This is a genomic window from Peribacillus sp. Aquil_B1, from assembly GCF_022603275.1.
GTDB lineage: Bacteria > Bacillota > Bacilli > Bacillales > DSM-1321 > Peribacillus.
Window position 1 is genome coordinate 591,237 of sequence record NZ_JAKXEE010000002.1, and the last position, 19,988, is coordinate 611,224.

Sequence of the window (19,988 nt, forward strand, 5' to 3'; positions counted from 1 at the left end):
TCGAGCTATGCTCCCTGATTTATATCCTTTTTACGCCTCTCGCGCTCTTCTTCCATGCGTTCAATGTACTTCTGACCTTCCTTCTCTATCCAAGCATCATCTATGAGGCGTTCCTGCCTAGCTGTCCAAATTGACATGACTGCACTGACTATTATTCCAATAAACACGAACCAGATCCAAATTGGCATGTCCATTCCCTCCCAAAAAATCTACTATTCATTTACTAGAGAATATGCGCGAACAAAAAAAATATGCTTCTTTCTCCATCGAGAAAGAAGCATATTTCATTAAAATGTTGGTTTATAGAATGAACGATTATCGAGCGCGAAAACTCTTTCCGTAAATTCACCCGGTTTCACTTTTTCCAAGGCCCGGTCCATCATATTTATCTTAGCATCCATATTATCTATATAATGCAGCACTTCCGCTTCCCTAACCATTGGCGGCTTGGGACTGCCCCACTCAGCTTTACCATGGTGACTTAGTATCAGGTGCTTGAGAATCATGACTTCCTCCGCTTCAATGCCCAATTCCTCTGCAGCTTTACCGACTTCATTCACCATGATGGTGATATGCCCCAATAAGTTCCCTTCCACTGTATAAACAGTCGAAACAGGTCCAGATAGCTCATGTACCTTTCCAAGGTCATGCAGAATGACTCCTGCATACAAAAGATCCTTATTGAGCGAAGGATATAGTGTTGAAATGGCCTTAGCCAGCCCTAGCATCGATACAACGTGATAGGCCAGTCCCGACATATACTCATGATGGTTCTTGGTGGCAGCAGGAAACGTCAGGAATTCACTCTGATATTTTTTAATGAGGTGCCTAGTCACCCTTTGGATATTCGGATTCCTCATTTCAAAAATGAATTGAGTGATGGTTTCCATCATTTCTTCCTGACTTAAAGGCGCCGTTTGTATTAAATCGGCTTTCGTGACCCCATCAGTATCTGAAGTAATTCTAATGTTACGGATTTTCAATTGGCTGCGTCCTCGATAATTCTGGACTTCCCCTTGAACTTTCACCGTAGCTTCCGCACTGTATGTTTTCTCATCAGCCTCGGAAACATCCCATAGCTTTGCCTCGATCTCCCCGGTTTTATCGCACAAAATCAATGTTAAAAACGGCTTTCCATTACTTGCCACCGCTTTTGTACTCGTTTTAATGTACATATATATATCTACTACTTCACCAATTCCGTAGTGTATGATCCCATTTCCCATGCGACTGCCTCCGTTCAATTAAATATCAACATTATAACATACCAACCTCGTTAATGCGTTTAGTTTTCGTTATTAAGTGATGGACAATGGACAGGAAAAGCCTAGGCTGACCGTCTCTCATATCAATCCACAAGAAAACCAGGCTTGACCCCAAGCCTGGCTCTCCAATCAAATCTATTTCAACAGTTTTTGTTTGGACAATACGCGCACTTTTCCTGGCCCTCAATTCGGTAATATAAACAGCATGTCACCCGTTTATAAGGATTCATGGACGCCGGAACACTTTTTTCCCCAATGAATCGTTTAAAGGGGGATCGTGTTTCAATATTCAGCCATACTTCATCTTCAAGCAGCATTTCAATGTCCTTTTCAACTCGCGTCTTTATATCAGTCTGCTTCAATAACTCACTATACATCCATACCGTATAGCTCCAAATATTTTCCCAGAGTACTAGTTTCGATATTTTAGCAGTTCCGGAAAAGAAGCGAATGGCATCAGCACCAAAGCTGCTCAATATGGAATGGAGGGCAGATGGGCTTTCCTTTTCCGAGACATTGCTCCAACTGTTAGTTTTCAGCAAAAAATTCGGAAGCCACTGTTCATCTTCCGGATCATCCAAAACACCAATGTCCTGAAGTGTGCCTTTCCAGATAAGCCGATGTTTGCTTAACATGTAAAATTGTGCCGTGACAAAAAAAGCATAGCGTCTGAACCACATTGAAATGGCTATCCCTGACGATTCCGCCCCAGTCCGGGCTTGTGCATACTGAATAAGTTCATCAGCATGATTGAAGGTTTTGGAAACTTTGGCTTCATCTCCGAAGGATATGCGATATCCTTGCAGCTCTTTTTCCATGGATGGTGTGAGGTTATGCATTGGCCAGCGCTTTTACCTGACTTTGGGCGTAGCGGCCTTTACCAAACGGGACGCACATGGGACTGCCGAAAATTGGATCAAAGGATATTTGGCAGTCCATGCTGAATACATGCTGTACCAATTCAGGCGTGATGATATCCTCTGGCCGGCCTTGAGCATGTATCGACCCATCTTTAAGTGCCACCAGATTATCCGCATAACGGCAAGCTAAATTCAAATCATGAAGCACCATCACGATCGTTCTGTTCTCAAACTCATTCAAGTCGAACAATAAGTCCAAAATCTCGATTTGATGGGTCATATCAAGATATGTAGTCGGTTCATCCAATAAAATGATGTCAGTATCCTGAGCCAGCGTCATTGCTATCCATGCCCGTTGCTTCTGGCCTCCCGATAATTCATCGACTGCCTGATCCTTTAAATCGGTCAGGTTCGTTGCTTCAATCGCCTTTTGAACTTTTTCTTCATCCACGGAACTCCATTGTTTCAACCAACTTTGATAAGGATATCTTCCTTGTTTAACAAGCTGATATACTGTAAGCCCTTCAGGAGCAACCGGGGATTGCGGAAGAATCGCCATCTTTCTTGCTACATCCTTCGATGACATGGTCGAGATTGCTTTGCCTTCGAGCAAAACTGAGCCGGATTGAGGTTTTAACAATCGGGCAACAGACCTTAGAAGTGTTGATTTTCCACATCCATTAGCACCGATGAATACGGTGATCTCCCCTTTGGGTATTTCTATATTCATATCATTTATAATTAATTTATCACCATAACCGAGCGATAAAGACTGAGTGTTAATAGCTGGTCGCATTAAAATACTCCCCTTTTAGTCTAATAATACCAGTTTAATGAAAATGATTCTCACTGTCAATCTTAAAAAAGAATATAAACCAAAAACTCCATGTCCCAATCCTGCTATGATTCATTAAATTGAATGCTCCTTTAAAGATATGAAGCTTCCTTTGGAAACATTAATGCCATTTTCCCATACGGAGCATGTAGCTTCCCGATTCATAAGTGCGTGCCTCCCCGCCCGGCTAGCCTCGTCTCCATTTATGGAAAAAAGCCCTCCATATGGAGAGCTTTTTAACCGACCAGCAGCCGATTTGTACAATGAGCCAAGGATTCATCCCTAATGAAGGTAAATAAATCCTGATCGATAAAAGGAATTAATCCTTCTGCAATATTCCATGCATTGACCTCTATTTGATAAAGGATTTCTGATTTTCCTGTACTGTGCAGCTCCTCACTAAGCACAGCAAGATCGGGGTCTGATGCGTGCCCCATCTCATGCGTGAGGATCACCCATGTATATTCCTCAAGCCTTGCAAGCGAGCCTAGGGAGCGTTCACACTGAATTTCGATGTCTCTCTCATATAACGTGATGCTATGTCCTTTGGCAGAATATTTTCCCCCAACACATCGTTTACCAGGAAACTCCTTTTCGATGATTAGCTTCAAAGAAGAATCATGGTGGCCTACAAACTCATTCATATTCAATGACTTCACTCTCTTTATCTATAGTTTAAAACCCATTATATTTCAGGGATGATCAAATCATTCATATCCTGCCGCAATACAGGACCGGATAGACGAATCACTTGATTTTCGCTAAAGTACTCCATTATATATCGGTGACAGGTAAAAAATAAAATTTGCCGCTTTTCCGAAACTTTTTTCAATAATTCGAGCATCCGTTTTGTCCTTTCCGCATCAAAATTGACGAAACTATCATCAATGATGAGAGGGAATGAATCATTTTCAAAAGTATGATCAGCAAGTGCGAGCCTTAGGGAAACATAAATTTGTTCTGCTGTCCCGCGGCTGACCTCTTCAACCCTGAAACTCAAACCATCATTGCGCTGTACCCAAATTCCTTCTCCCGACTGATCAAGTATGATTTTACGATAGCTCCCATTCGTTAAAAAGGAAAAGTGCCGCTCGGCATCAGCGATGACCTTCGGTAGGCGTTCCCTTTTATATCGGTCCAATGTTTTATTCAATAAGCTTTTGGCTATTGCCAATTTCGCCCATTCCTTCGCCTCTTCGTTAAAAGCAGCTTTTTCTTCATAAAAACGATAAAGTAAGTCATCATATACCCCTGAAACTTCGAGCTGTTTTATCTTATGCTTCGCATCCGCCTGCTTCTCTAATAAAAGGGATTTCACCTTTACAAAATCCGTCCGTTTCCTTTCTATATTTTCAACTGTATAAGTACTGATCCCCTGTTTTAAGTAAGTTTGGATTTGATCAGGCAGCATTCTGGATTGGCCAATTTGAATGGTAATCAAATCAAGCTGTTTTTGTAAAGTGATTTTCTTTTCGGACAATGCAGCGTCATGCCTGAATTCTTCCTCGTCCTTGACCTTCGCTAACTTAAAAAGCATTTCCATTTCTGCATCAAGATAGCCATTTTCCATCGTCAGCTGCTCGATTTCGTTCGTCAAACGACTTCTTTCCTGCATCCATTGCGTTAGTTGAACGGAGAATTCAACCGCTTTATTCAATTCCCGTTTCAAGAGGCCAATCGCTTCCCGCCATGTGGATGGTTCAAAATCAAGGCTGTGTGCAAAATGAAATAAAGCATTTGATTTACCCTCAAATTCTGCCTGCAGAAAATTATGCCTCTTGATTGTTTCATACTTCCTATCAACGGCTTCCTTCCATTTCACAAGAAGTTCAAATACGGATTCAAGATTGATTTCCATTCCGGAATAAGACAGACCCCAACCGCTGAAGATGCTCCTCAGATCTTTATCCAACCGGTCCCTTCTAGCTTCCCAATCGGCATATTCCTGAATGGTCGATTCAAACGCTTCCTCCCTTTCTTCATATTTGAAACTTTCACTTTCAATACGCCTTTGGAGACGTTGGTCCAGTTCAAGCAGCCGACCCATCGACTCACCTTCACTCTCCCTATTGACCTCACTCCCAATTGCTGCCCTTTTCCTTTTCAACTCATCCAATTGCCTCGTATACCCGGACAATATATCTTCACCTTTAAAAAGATACCTGGAAACCGTAAACAGAACAGCCACGGCTAGAAGTATCATCCCCAACAAAATCTGTTCACTGAAATAGCTTCCGATCGCACCTAAACAAAGAAGTACTATTAAACTGCCATTCATGATATGTGAACGTTTGCGATTATCCGCTTCCTTCTTCCTTTGTAATGCCAATTGCTTTTCAAGTTCAAGTATTTGTTCATCAAGAATAAGCGATTGTGCTGCTTCAAATTCGATGTTATTCTGCTTGTTGTATAAGGACTCCAGCTCGATTCTTTTTTCATCTGGCATTAACTGGGCCTTTAACTCCTTCAAGCGGGCTTCTGTCGTTTCCAGACTTCCCTTTTGCAGTTCATATTTCTCATCAAGCTGCTTTTTATCATTTTGGAGTTGATGCTTTTCCCTCTCGGCCCTTTTCACCTTTTCCTTCATGAATGTACTGATATCCAGTTTTCTTATTTCATCATCAGAGACATCCAAGAATAATTCCTGCTTCACCTTTTCGATATTTTTTTCTTCCAACAGCCTTTCGTGTTCCGCTTTTCTCATATCCAGCTCGAGCTTCTCCAGCAATGTTCCTTGATCGATTGCATGTTCAATTTGCTCTTTATGCTCCTTGATGAACGGATTGATTTCGATTTCCGTAAGTTTTCCCTCAAGTTTGTCCTTTTTCTCAGTCAATGCCGCAAGTTGGGCTTTCATGGGCATTCCAACTGCCTGTAGCTGTTCAAGTCTTTTTAAGCCATCAACAGGAAAACTCACTGCCGGAATTTTACTTATTTCTGCCTCAAGTTCCCCCTGTTCTTCAACCAAGGGTTTAATTCGCAAAAATGTACTCACGTTAACAAGGTTTTCTTCAATCTCTTGAATATCTTCCGTGACTTTAGAGAGCTCCTCCTTAAGTTTTGCTTCTTCCTGAAGTAATGCCGTATACGACTGCTGTTCTTCTTCTGATGCTTTCACCTTTTTCTGCAATTCCTTAAGTTCTTTCAATCTCACATTCAGTAAAGGTTTTTGGCCTGATGGCTTGAACTTTGAATCGAGCTCTTTTTGCAATTTCGTTTCGGCTTCAAGAAGTTTATCATTTCCGATCAGCCCAGCAGAAAGCAGATATTTACTCATGGTCCCTTCACTAAGTGTATGTAACCCTTGCAGCCCTTGAAGGTCGAAAGAAAAAATGGCTTGGTAATAGCTTTTATCAACGCCATGGAGAATCTCATTCAATTCTTCCTCGCCGCCGACCCTTCCATCCTCGAAGGTCAATTTTACATCGCCAGTAGCTTTTCCCTTCACACGCTCAATAACGATTTCCCCATCTTTTTTTGTGACGAGACTGAGCCTTCCCCCATATTTGGCATGCATTTTGGGCTCGTAACGCGGTTCGTTTTGAACCTTTGTCGGAAAACCAAACAGCATACTATGAATGAAGGACATGATGGTTGACTTGCCCGATTCATTTTCCCCAAAGAAAATCTGCAACTGTCCCAATTCAGGAAAACGCTGATTTTCCAGTTTGCCGTAACCATAAACATGGAGGTCTTTAATAATCAAATCCGTTCCTCCTCCCTACACTCATTTTTTCGCATCAAAAACTTGCAAAAGCCATCTTTCCGCTTCATCCACAAGTTCCCTCTGCTCTTTTGGCTCTATTGTATCAAGAAACCTTCTTGCACCCGGATGAATATAAAGCGGGGCCAAAGCAGCTTCCGTATCATCAAATTCAGATGCAAGCATTGATACCTCAGCCATAAATGGCAATAATGTTTCATTTGACCTAATCATCTGCATCGACTGGATGACTTTGATTTTATACACCCAGACAAACGATTCCCCTTGGTCCTCTTCCTGCAAGATCCGGGTCAATTCTTCAAGATATTCCCCGGAAGCCCCTGCTGCATTACCTGCATCCAGCTTCAATTCCAAAAGAAAGCTTCTCCCATCGAAGCCCTTCCGTTCCATTACTTCCCTGCATTGCTTGAACAGGGCATCAAATCCGCCATCAGCTGTTATTTCAATTGTTTCGCTTTCCCAAATCACTTCAGAAGTTTCAATAAAGGAATGACGCTTAATGTCCCCGTCGAATTCGACGAGCAGGCACCCTTTAACGCCAGACTCCTTTCTGTTCCTCCCTTGAATATTTCCTGGGTATATCACTAGCGGATCTTCTGAAACTACCTGATGCTTATGAATATGGCCTAATGCCCAGTAATCGAAATCTTTGGCAGCTAGTTCCTTCAATGAAAAAGGGGCGTATGGGCTATGTTCGGAATTGCCTTCCAAATTCCCATGAAGCAGACCTATATGATAATCGGCCCCTTCGGCTTTTATGTAGGTTTCGATCATTCTCTCCCTTACGTGACGCCGCGGGTAACTGAACCCATAAAGGTGGACAGTCGTCCCATCGATTTTTTCAAACCGTTTCACTTCGGTTTGCCCTGAAAATACGTGGACATTTTTCGGTAGCTCCACAGTAATCCATGAGCCGCTGAGATGATCATGGTTACCATGAATGATATAGGCAGGGATCTGATGCTGCTGGAGTTTTTCCATTTCGGTCCGAAAGCGGACCTGTGTCCGGAGACTCCGATTTTCCCCGTCAAATAGATCCCCCGATAACACGATAAAGTCAACCTGTCGGGAAATTGCTTCATTAATGATTGTTTGAAAAGCTTTAAACGGGCTTTCCCTTAATTCCTTTAATATAGATGACGGCATATCCTTCAACCCTGAAAAGGGACTATCCAGATGGAGATCCGCCGCATGAATGAACCTCACACCGCTCAATAGTGTCACCTCGATTTCTATCAACATTTCACATTTAATTTTAACATAAACAGAACATACTTTCCCATACAATAGCATTTTAATACGTCATCATGCAGTATGGGCAAATTCAACAGGAAAAAGACCGAATGCCGTGAACATTGTTTCATGCACGGCATTCGGTCTTTTTCATCATTCAAAAATATCCATACTTAAATAGCGTTCACCATTATCCGGTGCAATGCATAATACTCGTTTTCCACTTCCAAGACGACGGGCTTCCTGCAGGGCAGTCCAGACAGATGCACCTCCTGAAGGTCCAATCAATATACCTTCCTTCGAAGCCAGATCCTTCATGGTGGATATCGCATCTTCATCAGCCGCTTGAACGATTTCATCAAATACCTCTGTATTTAAGATGGTGGGGATAAATCCAGGGCTCGTACCCACTAACTTATGAGGACCAGGCTTTCCGCCGGAAAGAACTGGGGAACCCTTAGGCTCGACAACGACAACCCTTAAATCCGGCAGATGTTCTTTTAAGGCTTCACCTGTACCGGTAATCGTTCCTCCCGTTCCAGCAGTAGCGACAAACACATCAAGGTTTCCATCCATCTGATCTAGAATCTCGACTGCTGTCGTCACTCTGTGAATATCAGGATTGGCTTGGTTTTCGAATTGCTGCGGAATAAAGCTATTAGGAATTTCTGCGGCTAGTTCCTCAGCTTTACGAATGGCTCCCGGCATCCGCTCTGATGCAGGGGTAAGGACAACTTCCGCTCCGTATGCCTTTAAGATATTGATTCTTTCTTTCGACATATTATCCGGCATGACCATAATCGCCCGATACCCCTTTGCCGCGGCATTCATAGCAAGCCCAATACCAGTATTCCCTGATGTTGGTTCTATGATCGTAGCCCCTGATTGAATGATGCCGTCCAGTTCAGCCTGCCTAATTAAATTGAAGGCAGCCCGATCTTTTACACTGCGGCTCGGATTGAAATATTCAAGTTTTACAAATACTTCAGCGTCACCCTCCGCTGTTAAATGATTAATCCTTACAACAGGTGTATCTCCTATCAATTCAGTGATATTATTAACGATTTTTACCGTCATTCAAAAAATCCCCCTTCGATCCATACACTTCCTAGATGCACTTTTACTCATTCATTATATCATTTATGATTTTTCATTTAAAAGAGAGAATTCCTCTAGTATAAATAGGCTTTGTTTTGAATCTAGTCGGTATAGTTATTATCCATCGCTTTTCACGAGATTCAGCTACTTATCAATATTCCCTGTCTTAATATATTTCCCTCACATAACAATAGTCAAAATTGACAGATAATGATAAAATTTTTATAACAGTTCCTAAGAAAATAACATTTTTGATAAGGGAGTTTTTGAAAATGAGCAGAATATATAAACTAACCGTTTTTGAACCGTCAGGGGAAAAACTATTGGATGAATCATTTACAGCCGAAAATGATGAACAAGCTAAAGAATTGGGAGAAAATCTATTGAAGGAAAAAAACTATCAAGGTCAAACACATCGCTGTACATCACCTTCAGGCGCTTTATTGCTTTTTCATCGCTGATTGAAACTGGAAGCGCAATCACTAAAAACATGATCTAGTTTCAGACACATTCCTTATATAAAAAGGCCGTCACAATAACGTGACGGCCTTTTTCATTCATTTTCCGATGAAGTTCGGTTTCCTTTTTTCCACGAATGCTTTTATTCCCTCTTGGTGGTCCGCTGTTTGGCGCATTTTCATCTGGGCAGCTTTTTCAATCTCAAGGATCTTAATCAATAGCGGGCGATTTTTTTCACTAAGGATTTTTTTCGTTTTAATCATGGCCTGAACCGGGCTTTGCAGCCATGATTGCACTTTCTTATCTACCGCATGTTCCAAAGTTCCATCAGCCACTTCATGAATGAGGCCCTTTTCTTTTGCTTCAAGCGCTGTAAGCACTTTACCTTCCCAGATTAGTTCTTTAGCACCCACTTCACCAAGACGGCGTTCAAGGAAGAAGTGTCCGCCGCCATCGGGGATTAATCCAATCCCGATAAAGTTCATCGCAACCTTACTTTCCGAATCGGCAATAAGATGATCGGTTGCAAGAGCTATACTTAACCCAAGCCCGGCAGCTGCACCATGAATGGCACTGATGGTCAATTTAGGCATGAAGTAAAGAGTGGTCACCAATTCACTGATTCCATCCATCAGTTCATCGAAAGCGTTTTCTTTTCCAGGCGAAAGCATCATCTTAATGTCACCACCTGCGGAAAATGCTTTTCCATTTCCTTTTAAAATGACGACATCCACATCATCATTCTCACTAACTTCCTTCAGGGCATGAATAAAATCATGCAGCATTTCCGGATTTAAAGCATTCATGGCCTCTGGACGGTTCATTGCAACAGTGGCCGTCCTGTCCGAATATGTGACTAAAACAGTGCCTGCAGGTGATGTTGATTCAATACTCAATTTATTTCCTCCTCTTTCGTTCTATGACTCTATTATATATTCCTCCCCATTATCAGAATAGGGGGAAAAGTTGCAATTATGAAAATCTAGCATTATTTATTGATATATTTATCCTGAAGCTGATCACGCAATGCCCTTTTCAAGAACTTCCCAACACCCGTTTTCGGGATTTCATCCAAAAAGACCACTTCATCTGGCAGCCACCATTTAGCAAACTGCGGCATTAAAAATTCGATGATGTCTTCCTGGGACACTTTCCCCTTGTATGCCTCCTTCAAGACAACACAGGCGATCGGCCGTTCCTGCCATTTTTCGTGAGGCACTGCAATTACCGCAGCCTCAAAGATTCCTTCATGGGCCATTAATGCATTCTCTAAATCTACGGAAGAAATCCACTCACCGCCGCTTTTTATCAAATCTTTCGTCCGGTCAACGATTTTGACGAATCCCTCTTCATCAATCGTGACAACATCCCCCGTATACAGCCAGCCATCTTTAAACGTATCCTCTGACCGCTCATCCTTAAAATACTCATTCGCTATCCAAGGACCCCTGATCAGCAATTCGCCCATTTCTTTTCCATCTGGTTTCACTTCGCCGTCCTGACCGATCACTTTAATTTCTATCATTGGCGAAACAAGGCCCTGCTTGGCCTTCAACTCATAAAGTTCTTCTTCAGGAAGGTCTTCCTGATAGCTTTTTGGTTTCGATACAAATACGAGCGGGCTTGTTTCAGTCATTCCATAGGCATGCAGGAATGGTATCCCATACTTTTGTTCAAAGGTTTTAATCATGCTTTTCGGAGCAGCCGACCCTCCGCATAGAACAGTGCGAATGCTGCTCGTATCATGGCCGCCTTCTTCCAGCTCCTTCAATAAGCCCAGCCATATCGTCGGTACCCCTGCTGCGATTGTAACCTTCTCCGTTTCTATAAGCTCAGCCAAAATCTTTGGGGTGAAATAGGGTCCCGGCAAAACCATTTTCGTTCCAAACCAAACACTGGCAAAAGGCATGCCCCAAGCATTCACATGAAACATCGGCACGACAGGAAGGGCCACATCACGTTCGCTTAATGCTGTGGAATCGGCAAGCCCCAGTGCAATCGCATGCAGCAAAATTCCGCGATGTGAATAAACCACACCTTTCGGATTCCCGGTCGTGGCGGAAGTATAACATATGCCGGCAGGCGCATTTTCATCCAAGGTTTGAATGAATGGCTGTTTCGGATTCCCTTCGGCTAATAATCTTTCATAATGATAAATGGGTGAAAGGGTCGTATCAGGCAGCTCCTCTTTATCCGTCATAATGATATACCCTTCCACTGTCGTCAACTCATCTTTAATTGCTTCCAAGAGGGGAATGACATCCGGGTCTATCAATAATAATCGATCCTCCGCACTATTGACGATATAAGAAACATGCTGAGGAGACAGACGCATATTGATTGTATGAAGGACAGCACCATGACAAGGAATCGCGAAATATGCTTCTAAATGCCGATGATGGTTCCAGGCAAGTGTTCCAATACGGTCACCTGTTTGAATGCCGAATTTTTCGAGATTACTGGTCAGCCTTCTTGTACGCTCAGCAATCTCTGCATATGTAAATGTGTGAATTCCACCATCCGTACGCGAAACGACCTCTTTCTTCGGAAAATATTTTTCAGCTCTCTCAATGATTTGAGTCATGATCAATGGAGTATCCATCATTACAATCTCCCCCTTATATTAAAAGCATCCTCATTATATATTCGACCAGAAAAAAAATAATCCTTTATCCCTAGGAGCCTTTTATGATTATTTTGAATTTAGGTTTATCCTGATGATATTTCAAAAAAGTCTGAACCAGATCCTATCCGTTTGACGACAATAACGGGATTCGGAATTTCTGAAACCAACTGGAACGTTTTTAAATAAAAAACGGCAGGCAAACTCGCTCTTTATCGTTTTTTATTGTTTTATGAAACCCTCATTGGATTGAAGAATTTTGCGGCACTCCTGCCGAAAAACTGGCTAGACGAGACCCCGGAGACGTTTACGGCGAGGAGGCTTGGCAGGCAGCCGGCGGAAAGGGAGCGAATTTCTGAAACCAACTGGAACGTTTTTAAAATAAAAAACGGCAGGCAAACTCGCTCTTTATCGTTTTTTATTGCTTTATGAAACCTTCATTGGATTGAAGAAATTTGCGGCACTCCTGCCGAAAAACTGGCTAGACGAGACCCCGGAGACGTTTACGGCGAGGAGGCTTGGCAGGCAGCCGGCGGAAAGGGAGCGGATTTCTGAAATCAATTGGAACGGTTTTTAAATAAAAAACGGCAGGCAAACTCGTTTTCTTCGAGTTGATAAATGATTCCGGTATATACCGGAATCATTTATTAGGAGCTTAATCTGAAATGTTATTTTAAACCATCCAAATTTAGCAGTGCAGTGCCATGACATATTTTTTATGTTTCTTTCTAGAAAAAAGAGGAAATAGTAAAGATACAATTATATTTAGAGGGAGCTCATTTATGATAAACAAAATAAACGAAGAACTAGAAGCCTATTGCTCGAGTGAATATTCGAAGCTATCACGGGTGATCGTCTGTGAACCTCGTTATATGGAAATCCGGGAGATCATTAACGAAACACAAAAAGAGTTTCAAGAGGAAAATATCGATCAAGCACTAGCCTTGGAGCAGCACGTCCAATTTACAAAGGCTCTTGAACATGAAGGAATTGAAGTCATAAAACTTACGCCTCAATTTACATATCCAGAACAAGTTTTCACGAGGGATATCGGTTTCACTCTTGGCAATACCGTTTATGTAGCTGAGTTGGCAACAGGGATCAGGCAGGGTGAAGAACAAATATTGAAATCCTGGCTCGAAACGAATGGCATCTCATATTTCAACCTCCTCAAAGATCATATTGAGGGTGGGGATGTCCTTATTGACGGAAAGACCATCTATATTGGAATCAGTGAAAGAACGGATGAAACATCCGTCAAGCATCTTCAAACCCTATTACCGGAATACGATGTCATCGCGATTCCTTTCATTGAAACATTCCTTCATTTAGATTGTGTTTTCAATATCATATCACCGACAGAGGCGCTTATTTTTCCGGAGTCCTTTACAAAAAAAGAGATGGATATATTAGCTTCACGTTATGACATGATTGAAGTGACTAAAGAAGAACAATTCACATTAGGAACCAACGTGCTTTCAATTGGGAATAAAAAATTATTCAGTCTTCCGTGTAATAAACAGGTAAATAGTCAGCTTCGTAAACGAGGATACGAAGTCATTGAAGTCGATATTAGCGAAATCATCAAATCCGGTGGCTCTTTCCGCTGTTGCACCATGCCACTATTGAGGACAACGAATAAGAAGACTGATTCAGCCTGAGCAGATGAAAGAAACTGGACTTGTATGGAGGTCCGGTTTCTTTCTCTTTTTATAAACATGGTGTTATCAAAGAGATTAAGGGTTCAGTTCTTTTTTTAATGCCTCGATTCCTTCCATTACAGTTTTTAAATTTTCAACTTCATTCAAGCTGTCTCTTGCATGCAGCAAAACCGGTCTAACTGATTCCACCGAACGACCAAACTCGTACATCCATTCATATCTAGGAACCATCCAAGTATGAAAATGGTGGGAAGTATCCTCATTGTAAAAATAATAAACATTTTCTATCCCTAATACTTTTCTTTGAGCTTTTCTAATCTTGGTTAATAAGTTTATGTAATCGACCTTTTCTCGTTCATTTAATTCATCAAAGCACTTAATATGGCGTTTAGATGCTAATATCACTAAACCTTTAATGGGGTATGCAACGTCTTGGTGAGCATGAAAATATTCAGATTCGACTATTACACCACCCTCAGCTTCTACTTCCCCACTTGTCAAAGCACAGCTCAAACATTCAACTTCCACCATTTTTCCATTAGATAAAGTAATTTTCCTCATAAGCCCCTCCAAAAGATTACCCCATAAAAAGCTAGCTACTCGGTCACATGTGAATTCTAAATTCAATAAAAAAATGCTTGTCTGGAGGTTTTGAAAATACAGGTCTTGCCTTTCTCCTCCTTTTCATTAATGCAGAAGTTTTAATATAGTTTCAGAATCCTTTCTATTTAACTGTGCATACTGGCTATGTTCATCCTTCGTCAATTCTACAATATTTTCATCAGTATTAACCCATACATAATATACAGCTATTTTACCTTCGCTTTTTTCATCATTAAAATAAAAGATGAAGTCCGCCTTAGGAGTATCCTTCTCCAACGCGAATTCTTCCCAATCTGCATTTCTTACTATTTCTTTTGTTTTTTCTGTTTTCCCCATTTCTATCTTTTCTTTATATGCTTCGAATTTGTAGTTTTTACCTTCATATTTTTGAACGGAAATATGTTCTTGCTTTGTTGTACAGCCTGAAGCTAACGTGATTGATAATAGGCTAAGTGCAACAAGCAGCGGTTTCCTTTTCATTACTGTCATCTCCTCTTACCTAACTGGATTAATTATCCAATATATTTCATTATACTTCTCCACGCAAAAGAGTAATAGGAATATTTATCAATTTATTAACCAAAAAAACTTAAGGATTTTGACCCCCTCGATAGTTGATGCAGCCTTCCATTTCATCAAAAGCACATACTCGCCTATATTGCATTTAATCCGATTACTAGCCGACAATATAAACCCTTTTAAATTGATAATCCTTCCCTTTGTGAATTGCCTTAGCTAAAATTTGATAATATTGAATTATCCTTGCTATAATTTCATGGGATAGCGTTTAGAAAAAAACAAGATTGAAAGGGGAATGTAAAATGAATTATGTAAAAAACCAGCTAACGGTTATGCGCGGCAATCTTTTAAAAGAAATCGATGGAATCAAACCAGAGTTTATGGATGTACAGCCTGAAGGTTTTAATAATACAATCCATTGGCACCTTGGCCATGTCCTTACTGCAGCCGAAAAATTTTTATTGAACTCCAATAGTGAATTACCAGCGAATTACGGCCAACTATTCGGATATGGTTCAAAACCAGCGGACTGGACTGGGGACGTACCTACCGTTGAAGTATTAAAGCAACAACTGCATGAACAACTTGATCGCCTTCTTGAAATTCCGGAAGAACGATTGACTGAAAAAACGGCACAGCCTTTCAACGGAATGGAAACAGTGGGGGAATTCATTAATTTTGTAGTGCTTCATGAAGCCAATCATATTGGACAAATTCACGCAATGAAACTCTTAATCCAATCCAAGAATTGAGATTAAACCATAACTGTCACTCTGTATTTCTTGAAATAGGAGTGGCATTTTTTTATATTTCACAGTTAAATATGCTGTTTTAATCACTAATGGCTTCTGACATGTGAATATGGGTGCGTCTACTCGTAAGTTCGGGGCGTTACTCGTGAATTCCGAGCGTTTACTCGTGAGTTTAGCGCTTTTACTCGTGAATTCCGAGCATTTACTCGTGAGTTTGGAGCAAATACTCGTGAGTTTGGAGCATTTATCGTGAATTCGAGCACCCACTCGTGAGTTCGGAGCAAATACTCGTGAATTTTGTGATTTACTCGTAAATATAATCAAAAAGAGCCCCCGCTCTATAAGCGAGGGCTTCGTCTGTTCACACGAGGTGAACGCCTCTTTAAGTCATTTGGTTATCCATATAATCACTGTATGCTTTTTCCGCTGCGGCTTCCGAAGTGAACAAAGCATCATCGTCCTCAATCGTATGAAATGTATCGTTCAGGAACAAGGCAACTGCATTGGGATCTTTGGGATGCGGAACGATTTCGGCAGCCCTTATATTCGAAACGGTAGGAACGTGGGGATTATTATAAATCACAAACACCTCGTCACCGACTTGCACTTCTTTTGCATTGATTACACCCATTGAATTCTTCCTTTCCATTACTGATTTTCCTTTAGCTTATGGAAAGAAGCTTATAATTATTTATGAAATATAACAGGCCTAAAAAGCGGCCTGATCTGAATGGGGCCCCTTCTATATGAAGGAGCCCCGCCATTCATTTAAGCATATTCATCTTTTGTAAAAAATCGATTGGATGCTGTTTCCGGAAGAATTCCCTCAGCATATAGGCAACACCATCTTGGTCATTGGAGCGCGTGACCCATTTTGCCACTTTCCTTACTTCTTCATCCGCATTGCCCATGGCAACTCCCAGACCAGAACCGGCAATCATCTCTATATCATCAAATCCATCTCCAATCGAGACGATTTCCGTTCTTTTCACCTCTAAATGGTCAGCTAAATACAATACACCGCTCCATTTAGAAACACCCTTCGGAACGATGGTCAGCTTATGTCCTGGATGTAAGATTGCATCCACCTCAGGGAACATTTCCCTTATCAATTTCAACATATCATTTCGAGCACTTTTTTCTGGAAATATAATGTCCATCTTCGTCGGGGCCATCGGCTGGTCAATAAGCTCTTCACTGATATCATCCACATAATTTTGGGCATAAATATTTTGGTCATTCAAATACATTACAGATTTACCAAGCAAATTCTCCGGGAGGTTCACCCGATTGCCCAGCGAGTATTTCTCATGAATGAGCAATATTTGGCACGTGGTCTTTTCAAGCATTTGCACGAGCTCTGCAGTCAGTTCTTCTGATATTCTTTTTACCATTATCGGCTTTTCTATGGAAGCTCCGACAAAGGCTCCTTGCTGAGCAACGATCATCGGATTTATTTTTAGGGCTTTGGCCACTTTTTTTGCTGAGTGATAGTTTCTTGACGTCACAAGTGCAACATGGACACCTTTTTGGTGAACATAATCTATTGCTTCTTTAGTCGATTTATTTAAACGGCCATTCGACTGGAGCAATGTCCCGTCGATATTGACCGCAAGTAGTCGATATACCATGCTGATCTCCCCCATCTGTAGTATCCTCTTTCCAAATTTATGACTAAAATTTCGGGAATAGAACAAATAGTGGTTCACGACCCTTGCAACGGTGCCTTTCAGGAAACAAAAAAACCCCCAACCATTATGGAAGGGAGTCTTTAACTGCTTATTGCTGTTGGTCAGGCAAGCCATATAAATCTTCAAGCGGCTTCATGATAATTTTATTGAGGTCTGCGATTACCATGCTCATCCGTTGTTCAGCTTCCATCAATTGTGAAATGGTTGGGTTTTGTTGGACAAGCTGTACCGTCTTTTGTGCTTGCTCAACCTCTTCAGGTGCAATCTCCTGTCCCATCATTTGCTTTTGCTGCAATGTCATCTGCAGATTACGGAAGTTTTCAAACATTCCTTTTGTTGCTTCATCAGAATTGACTAGATCATATAAGCGTTGCAAATCGGCATATTCATTACTTGCCCTAATTGCCTTTTCCATTTCATACGCTGCATCATATACGTTACTCATTTATTTCCCCTCCCGGTAATCATTGTATTCCTACACCTTTTCCACTATAACAAATCCGATTGCGAATTACACGTCATCCTATTAAAACAGTTACAAATCCTTTAAATAAACCGATGATTCCTCCAAGCAAAGCTCCAAGGCAGGTGATCTTCGATAATTCCTTCTTAGTGATGGAAACGACCATTTCCTCAAGCCGGGAAATGGAGTCCGAGAAATTGGCAGTCTTATTCTCGAACCGGCTTATTCATGATTGAAGCGACAGGCAGCATTTCAGCTGTTTTTTCGTTAATCAATTGTTATATCGTTTCTCTTCCGACCATGTTTCAAATTAACCAAGAAAGTATGTTTGTAAATTTGTAATCTTGTTCTAACGTAAAAATGAAGAATTCTGCATTTACGTTAGAACAAGCATTTGAGCAGTACTTTTTTCCGTGGACAATACTTTCTTTACTTCTGCCTTCACGAAAATTTTCATATTCTGTATAGAGGCATCATGATGACTTTACTTTAAATGCTCGCTGGCGTGTTTAAATGATCAATACCAATTTGGCTAACTCATCCTGCCGCTTCGGATCCACCTTGGTGTCAACGGCAGCTGTTTCCCGAAAATATTGGTTTATAAAGTCTGAACAGCATTGTGATAGCCAATAGTTTAGTGAAGCCACCAATTACGGCACCTACGACGACCATACAGGATCCTTAACCAAAACTCCATGAAATTTCTCCTTTTATTGCTTTAAATAGAGGCTTGATGACACCTTCTAATTAAAAGAACATAGAATGTGTTATCCACATTTGCCCATCATTTAATTATTAAAGGATATTAAACTTAGTGCAAACGGGGAATTATTATGAACCTTAACCATCAGAAAGTTTTCATTACGGTAAATCCCGCAGAGACGCGAAAGAAGGCGCTACTGTTTATCGAAGAAAAACTATTTGAGGAATGGGGCCTTCAATTTGGAGAACCCGTAACGATCATGGCTGGATGCCGTTCGGTCCCGGTACTTGTCCAGCCATTCCCATCACCCCAGCCTACATTGAAACTTTCATATGATATGAACCAAACTTTATCCTTACCCAGTTTTTCCGATCCAATCTCCGTCTCATACAATGTAGAAGGAAGGTCAATTAAAATAGGCCCGTTCTTCGCTTCACTCATGAACCAGACTCCCTTGCAAGACGGGACATTCGGCGAGATGGAAAAATTTTATCAGGAAATGAAAACATATTGTAATCAGCAGGGCATCCCCTTCTATTTAGTAAAATTGCAGTCTCTTCAAGAAGGGGTTGTGGAGGGCTACCTGCCTGGGCAAGATGGCTGGCAAACCTTGCCCCTCCCCATTCCTGATGTATTTTATAACCGGATACATTCGCGTAAACTTGAGGAATCGCATTCTTTCAAGCTGTTTAAAACTGAACTGGAGGAACGGTCGATACCGATGTTCAATGGAAGGTTCCTCTCCAAACATGATGTACATGAGCTGCTAATCTTAAAAGATGAGCTGTTGCCAAATTTGCCGGAGACGATACTTTTTAACGAAAAGGAATCTTCCTTGAGGTTTATAGAAAAGCATTCGGTAATCTACTTTAAACCCGCATCAGGCAGCCAAGGCAGGAATATTTGCAGATTAACGCAAGAAGCTGGAAAGTGGAAAATCGAGCAATCAGGAAATCTCCAGGATGTGCATTTTGCTGATACGGATGAAAAATTGTACGAAACCTTAAAAAGGTTTTCCAGTAAACAATCCTTCATTCTTCAAAAAGGGATTTCCCTATTCGAAACCGATCAGAGAAAAGTTGATTTCCGCATACTTCTTCACCGGAATGATCTGCTTGAGTGGAAAGTTTCATCAATGGTTGCCCGGATTGGGGACCCTGGCACTATCGTTTCCAATCTTGCACAAGGCGGCTTGATGAAAAACGGGCCGGATTTTCTAAAGGAAGCATTTGACCTTCAGGACGCCAGCCGCATATATCAAAAGCTCGTACGGCTGGCTAAAAACACTGCCCAGGCCTTGGTGGAAAACCACAACGATTCATTCGGTGAGCTAGGGATTGATTTAGCACTGGATACCGATACCCATCCATGGATCATCGAAGTGAATTCAAAACCTTCAAAAAAATTTCAAGGCAACTATGAAACCTTTCGTCCATCAGTAAAATCCATCATAGATTTCATGCTTGCCCTTCACCGCGAAAACCATCCATAAAAGGAGT

The 19,988-nt window shown here is 41.3% G+C and carries 21 protein-coding genes; 4 read left to right on the top strand and 17 right to left on the bottom strand.

What is annotated here, in order from left to right; genetic code table 11:
- Nucleotides 1-5: 5 nt before the first annotated feature.
- From MPH60_RS16615 to cysK, 8 genes are all read right to left on the bottom strand, one after another.
- Nucleotides 6-188 carry a sporulation YhaL family protein gene (locus MPH60_RS16615; RefSeq protein ID WP_053344914.1) on the bottom strand — a complete coding sequence of 61 codons (183 nt, stop codon included), beginning with the start codon at nt 186-188 and terminating at the stop codon, nt 6-8.
- A 99-nt stretch (nt 189-287) separates the two neighbouring features.
- Complete coding sequence (gene yhaM / locus MPH60_RS16620; protein ID WP_241590676.1) at nt 288-1,226, bottom strand: 3'-5' exoribonuclease YhaM; 939 nt, start codon at nt 1,224-1,226, stop codon at nt 288-290.
- A gap of 179 nt (nt 1,227-1,405) precedes the next feature.
- Nucleotides 1,406-2,104 (bottom strand): (2Fe-2S)-binding protein, encoded by a 699-nt coding sequence (locus tag MPH60_RS16625; RefSeq protein ID WP_241590677.1) that lies wholly within the window; start codon nt 2,102-2,104, stop codon nt 1,406-1,408.
- Nucleotides 2,097-2,921 (bottom strand): ABC transporter ATP-binding protein, encoded by an 825-nt coding sequence (locus tag MPH60_RS16630; RefSeq protein ID WP_137017077.1) that lies wholly within the window; start codon nt 2,919-2,921, stop codon nt 2,097-2,099. The genes MPH60_RS16625 and MPH60_RS16630 overlap by 8 nt, the downstream gene beginning before the upstream one ends.
- Nucleotides 2,922-3,196: 275 nt before the next feature.
- A complete protein-coding gene (locus MPH60_RS16635; RefSeq protein ID WP_241590742.1) occupies nt 3,197-3,604 on the bottom strand; it encodes a hypothetical protein in 408 nt (135 codons plus the stop codon).
- A gap of 41 nt (nt 3,605-3,645) precedes the next feature.
- Nucleotides 3,646-6,666, bottom strand: coding sequence for an ATP-binding protein (locus MPH60_RS16640; RefSeq protein ID WP_241590678.1), 3,021 nt, complete (start codon nt 6,664-6,666; stop codon nt 3,646-3,648).
- Between the two features lie 21 nt (nt 6,667-6,687).
- Nucleotides 6,688-7,890 (bottom strand): metallophosphoesterase family protein, encoded by a 1,203-nt coding sequence (locus MPH60_RS16645; protein WP_241590744.1) that lies wholly within the window; start codon nt 7,888-7,890, stop codon nt 6,688-6,690.
- Between the two features lie 180 nt (nt 7,891-8,070).
- Nucleotides 8,071-8,994, bottom strand: a complete 924-nt coding sequence (cysK, locus tag MPH60_RS16650; protein ID WP_137017070.1) for a cysteine synthase A — start codon at nt 8,992-8,994, stop codon at nt 8,071-8,073.
- 293 nt (nt 8,995-9,287) lie between these two features.
- On the opposite strand from cysK, the gene MPH60_RS16655 reads away from it, so the two are divergent.
- Complete coding sequence (locus MPH60_RS16655) at nt 9,288-9,476, top strand: YhzD family protein (RefSeq protein ID WP_241590679.1); 189 nt, start codon at nt 9,288-9,290, stop codon at nt 9,474-9,476.
- 96 nt (nt 9,477-9,572) lie between these two features.
- Here MPH60_RS16655 and MPH60_RS16660 read toward each other — a convergent pair whose 3' ends face one another.
- Both MPH60_RS16660 and MPH60_RS16665 read right to left on the bottom strand, forming a co-directional pair.
- Nucleotides 9,573-10,370: an enoyl-CoA hydratase gene (locus MPH60_RS16660; RefSeq protein ID WP_241590680.1), complete on the bottom strand. Its 798-nt coding sequence runs from the start codon at nt 10,368-10,370 to the stop codon at nt 9,573-9,575.
- A 92-nt stretch (nt 10,371-10,462) separates the two neighbouring features.
- Complete coding sequence (locus MPH60_RS16665) at nt 10,463-12,079, bottom strand: long-chain fatty acid--CoA ligase (RefSeq protein ID WP_241590681.1); 1,617 nt, start codon at nt 12,077-12,079, stop codon at nt 10,463-10,465.
- An 800-nt stretch (nt 12,080-12,879) separates the two neighbouring features.
- On the opposite strand from MPH60_RS16665, the gene MPH60_RS16670 reads away from it, so the two are divergent.
- Nucleotides 12,880-13,758 (top strand): dimethylarginine dimethylaminohydrolase family protein, encoded by an 879-nt coding sequence (locus MPH60_RS16670; RefSeq protein WP_241590682.1) that lies wholly within the window; start codon nt 12,880-12,882, stop codon nt 13,756-13,758.
- 75 nt (nt 13,759-13,833) lie between these two features.
- On the opposite strand, the gene MPH60_RS16675 is transcribed toward MPH60_RS16670, so the two are convergent.
- Together MPH60_RS16675 and MPH60_RS16680 are read right to left on the bottom strand one after the other, a co-directional pair.
- Nucleotides 13,834-14,319, bottom strand: coding sequence for an HIT family protein (locus MPH60_RS16675; RefSeq protein ID WP_241590683.1), 486 nt, complete (start codon nt 14,317-14,319; stop codon nt 13,834-13,836).
- A 126-nt stretch (nt 14,320-14,445) separates the two neighbouring features.
- Nucleotides 14,446-14,841, bottom strand: coding sequence for a hypothetical protein (locus MPH60_RS16680; protein ID WP_241590684.1), 396 nt, complete (start codon nt 14,839-14,841; stop codon nt 14,446-14,448).
- A gap of 341 nt (nt 14,842-15,182) precedes the next feature.
- On the opposite strand from MPH60_RS16680, the gene MPH60_RS16685 reads away from it, so the two are divergent.
- The gene (locus MPH60_RS16685; RefSeq protein WP_241590685.1) at nt 15,183-15,632 is read left to right on the top strand and encodes a DinB family protein; all 450 of its coding nucleotides are present in this window, start codon (nt 15,183-15,185) and stop codon (nt 15,630-15,632) included.
- Nucleotides 15,633-16,014: 382 nt separating this feature from the next.
- On the opposite strand, the gene MPH60_RS16690 is transcribed toward MPH60_RS16685, so the two are convergent.
- The 5 genes from MPH60_RS16690 to MPH60_RS16715 form a co-directional block, all read right to left on the bottom strand.
- Nucleotides 16,015-16,281, bottom strand: a complete 267-nt coding sequence (locus tag MPH60_RS16690) for a transcriptional regulator SplA domain-containing protein (RefSeq protein WP_241590686.1) — start codon at nt 16,279-16,281, stop codon at nt 16,015-16,017.
- A gap of 115 nt (nt 16,282-16,396) precedes the next feature.
- Nucleotides 16,397-17,263: a Cof-type HAD-IIB family hydrolase gene (locus MPH60_RS16695; protein WP_241590687.1), complete on the bottom strand. Its 867-nt coding sequence runs from the start codon at nt 17,261-17,263 to the stop codon at nt 16,397-16,399.
- Nucleotides 17,264-17,411: 148 nt separating this feature from the next.
- Nucleotides 17,412-17,768: a YlbF family regulator gene (locus MPH60_RS16700; protein WP_241590688.1), complete on the bottom strand. Its 357-nt coding sequence runs from the start codon at nt 17,766-17,768 to the stop codon at nt 17,412-17,414.
- Between the two features lie 527 nt (nt 17,769-18,295).
- Nucleotides 18,296-18,433 carry a hypothetical protein gene (locus tag MPH60_RS16710; protein ID WP_241590690.1) on the bottom strand — a complete coding sequence of 46 codons (138 nt, stop codon included), beginning with the start codon at nt 18,431-18,433 and terminating at the stop codon, nt 18,296-18,298.
- 290 nt (nt 18,434-18,723) lie between these two features.
- Complete coding sequence (locus tag MPH60_RS16715; protein WP_241615851.1) at nt 18,724-18,930, bottom strand: hypothetical protein; 207 nt, start codon at nt 18,928-18,930, stop codon at nt 18,724-18,726.
- A 37-nt stretch (nt 18,931-18,967) separates the two neighbouring features.
- Here MPH60_RS16715 and MPH60_RS16720 point away from each other — a divergent pair, with 37 nt between their 5' ends.
- On the top strand, nt 18,968-19,981 hold the full coding sequence (locus tag MPH60_RS16720) for a YheC/YheD family endospore coat-associated protein (protein ID WP_241615852.1): 1,014 nt from the start codon (nt 18,968-18,970) through the stop codon (nt 19,979-19,981).
- Nucleotides 19,982-19,988: the final 7 nt, after the last annotated feature.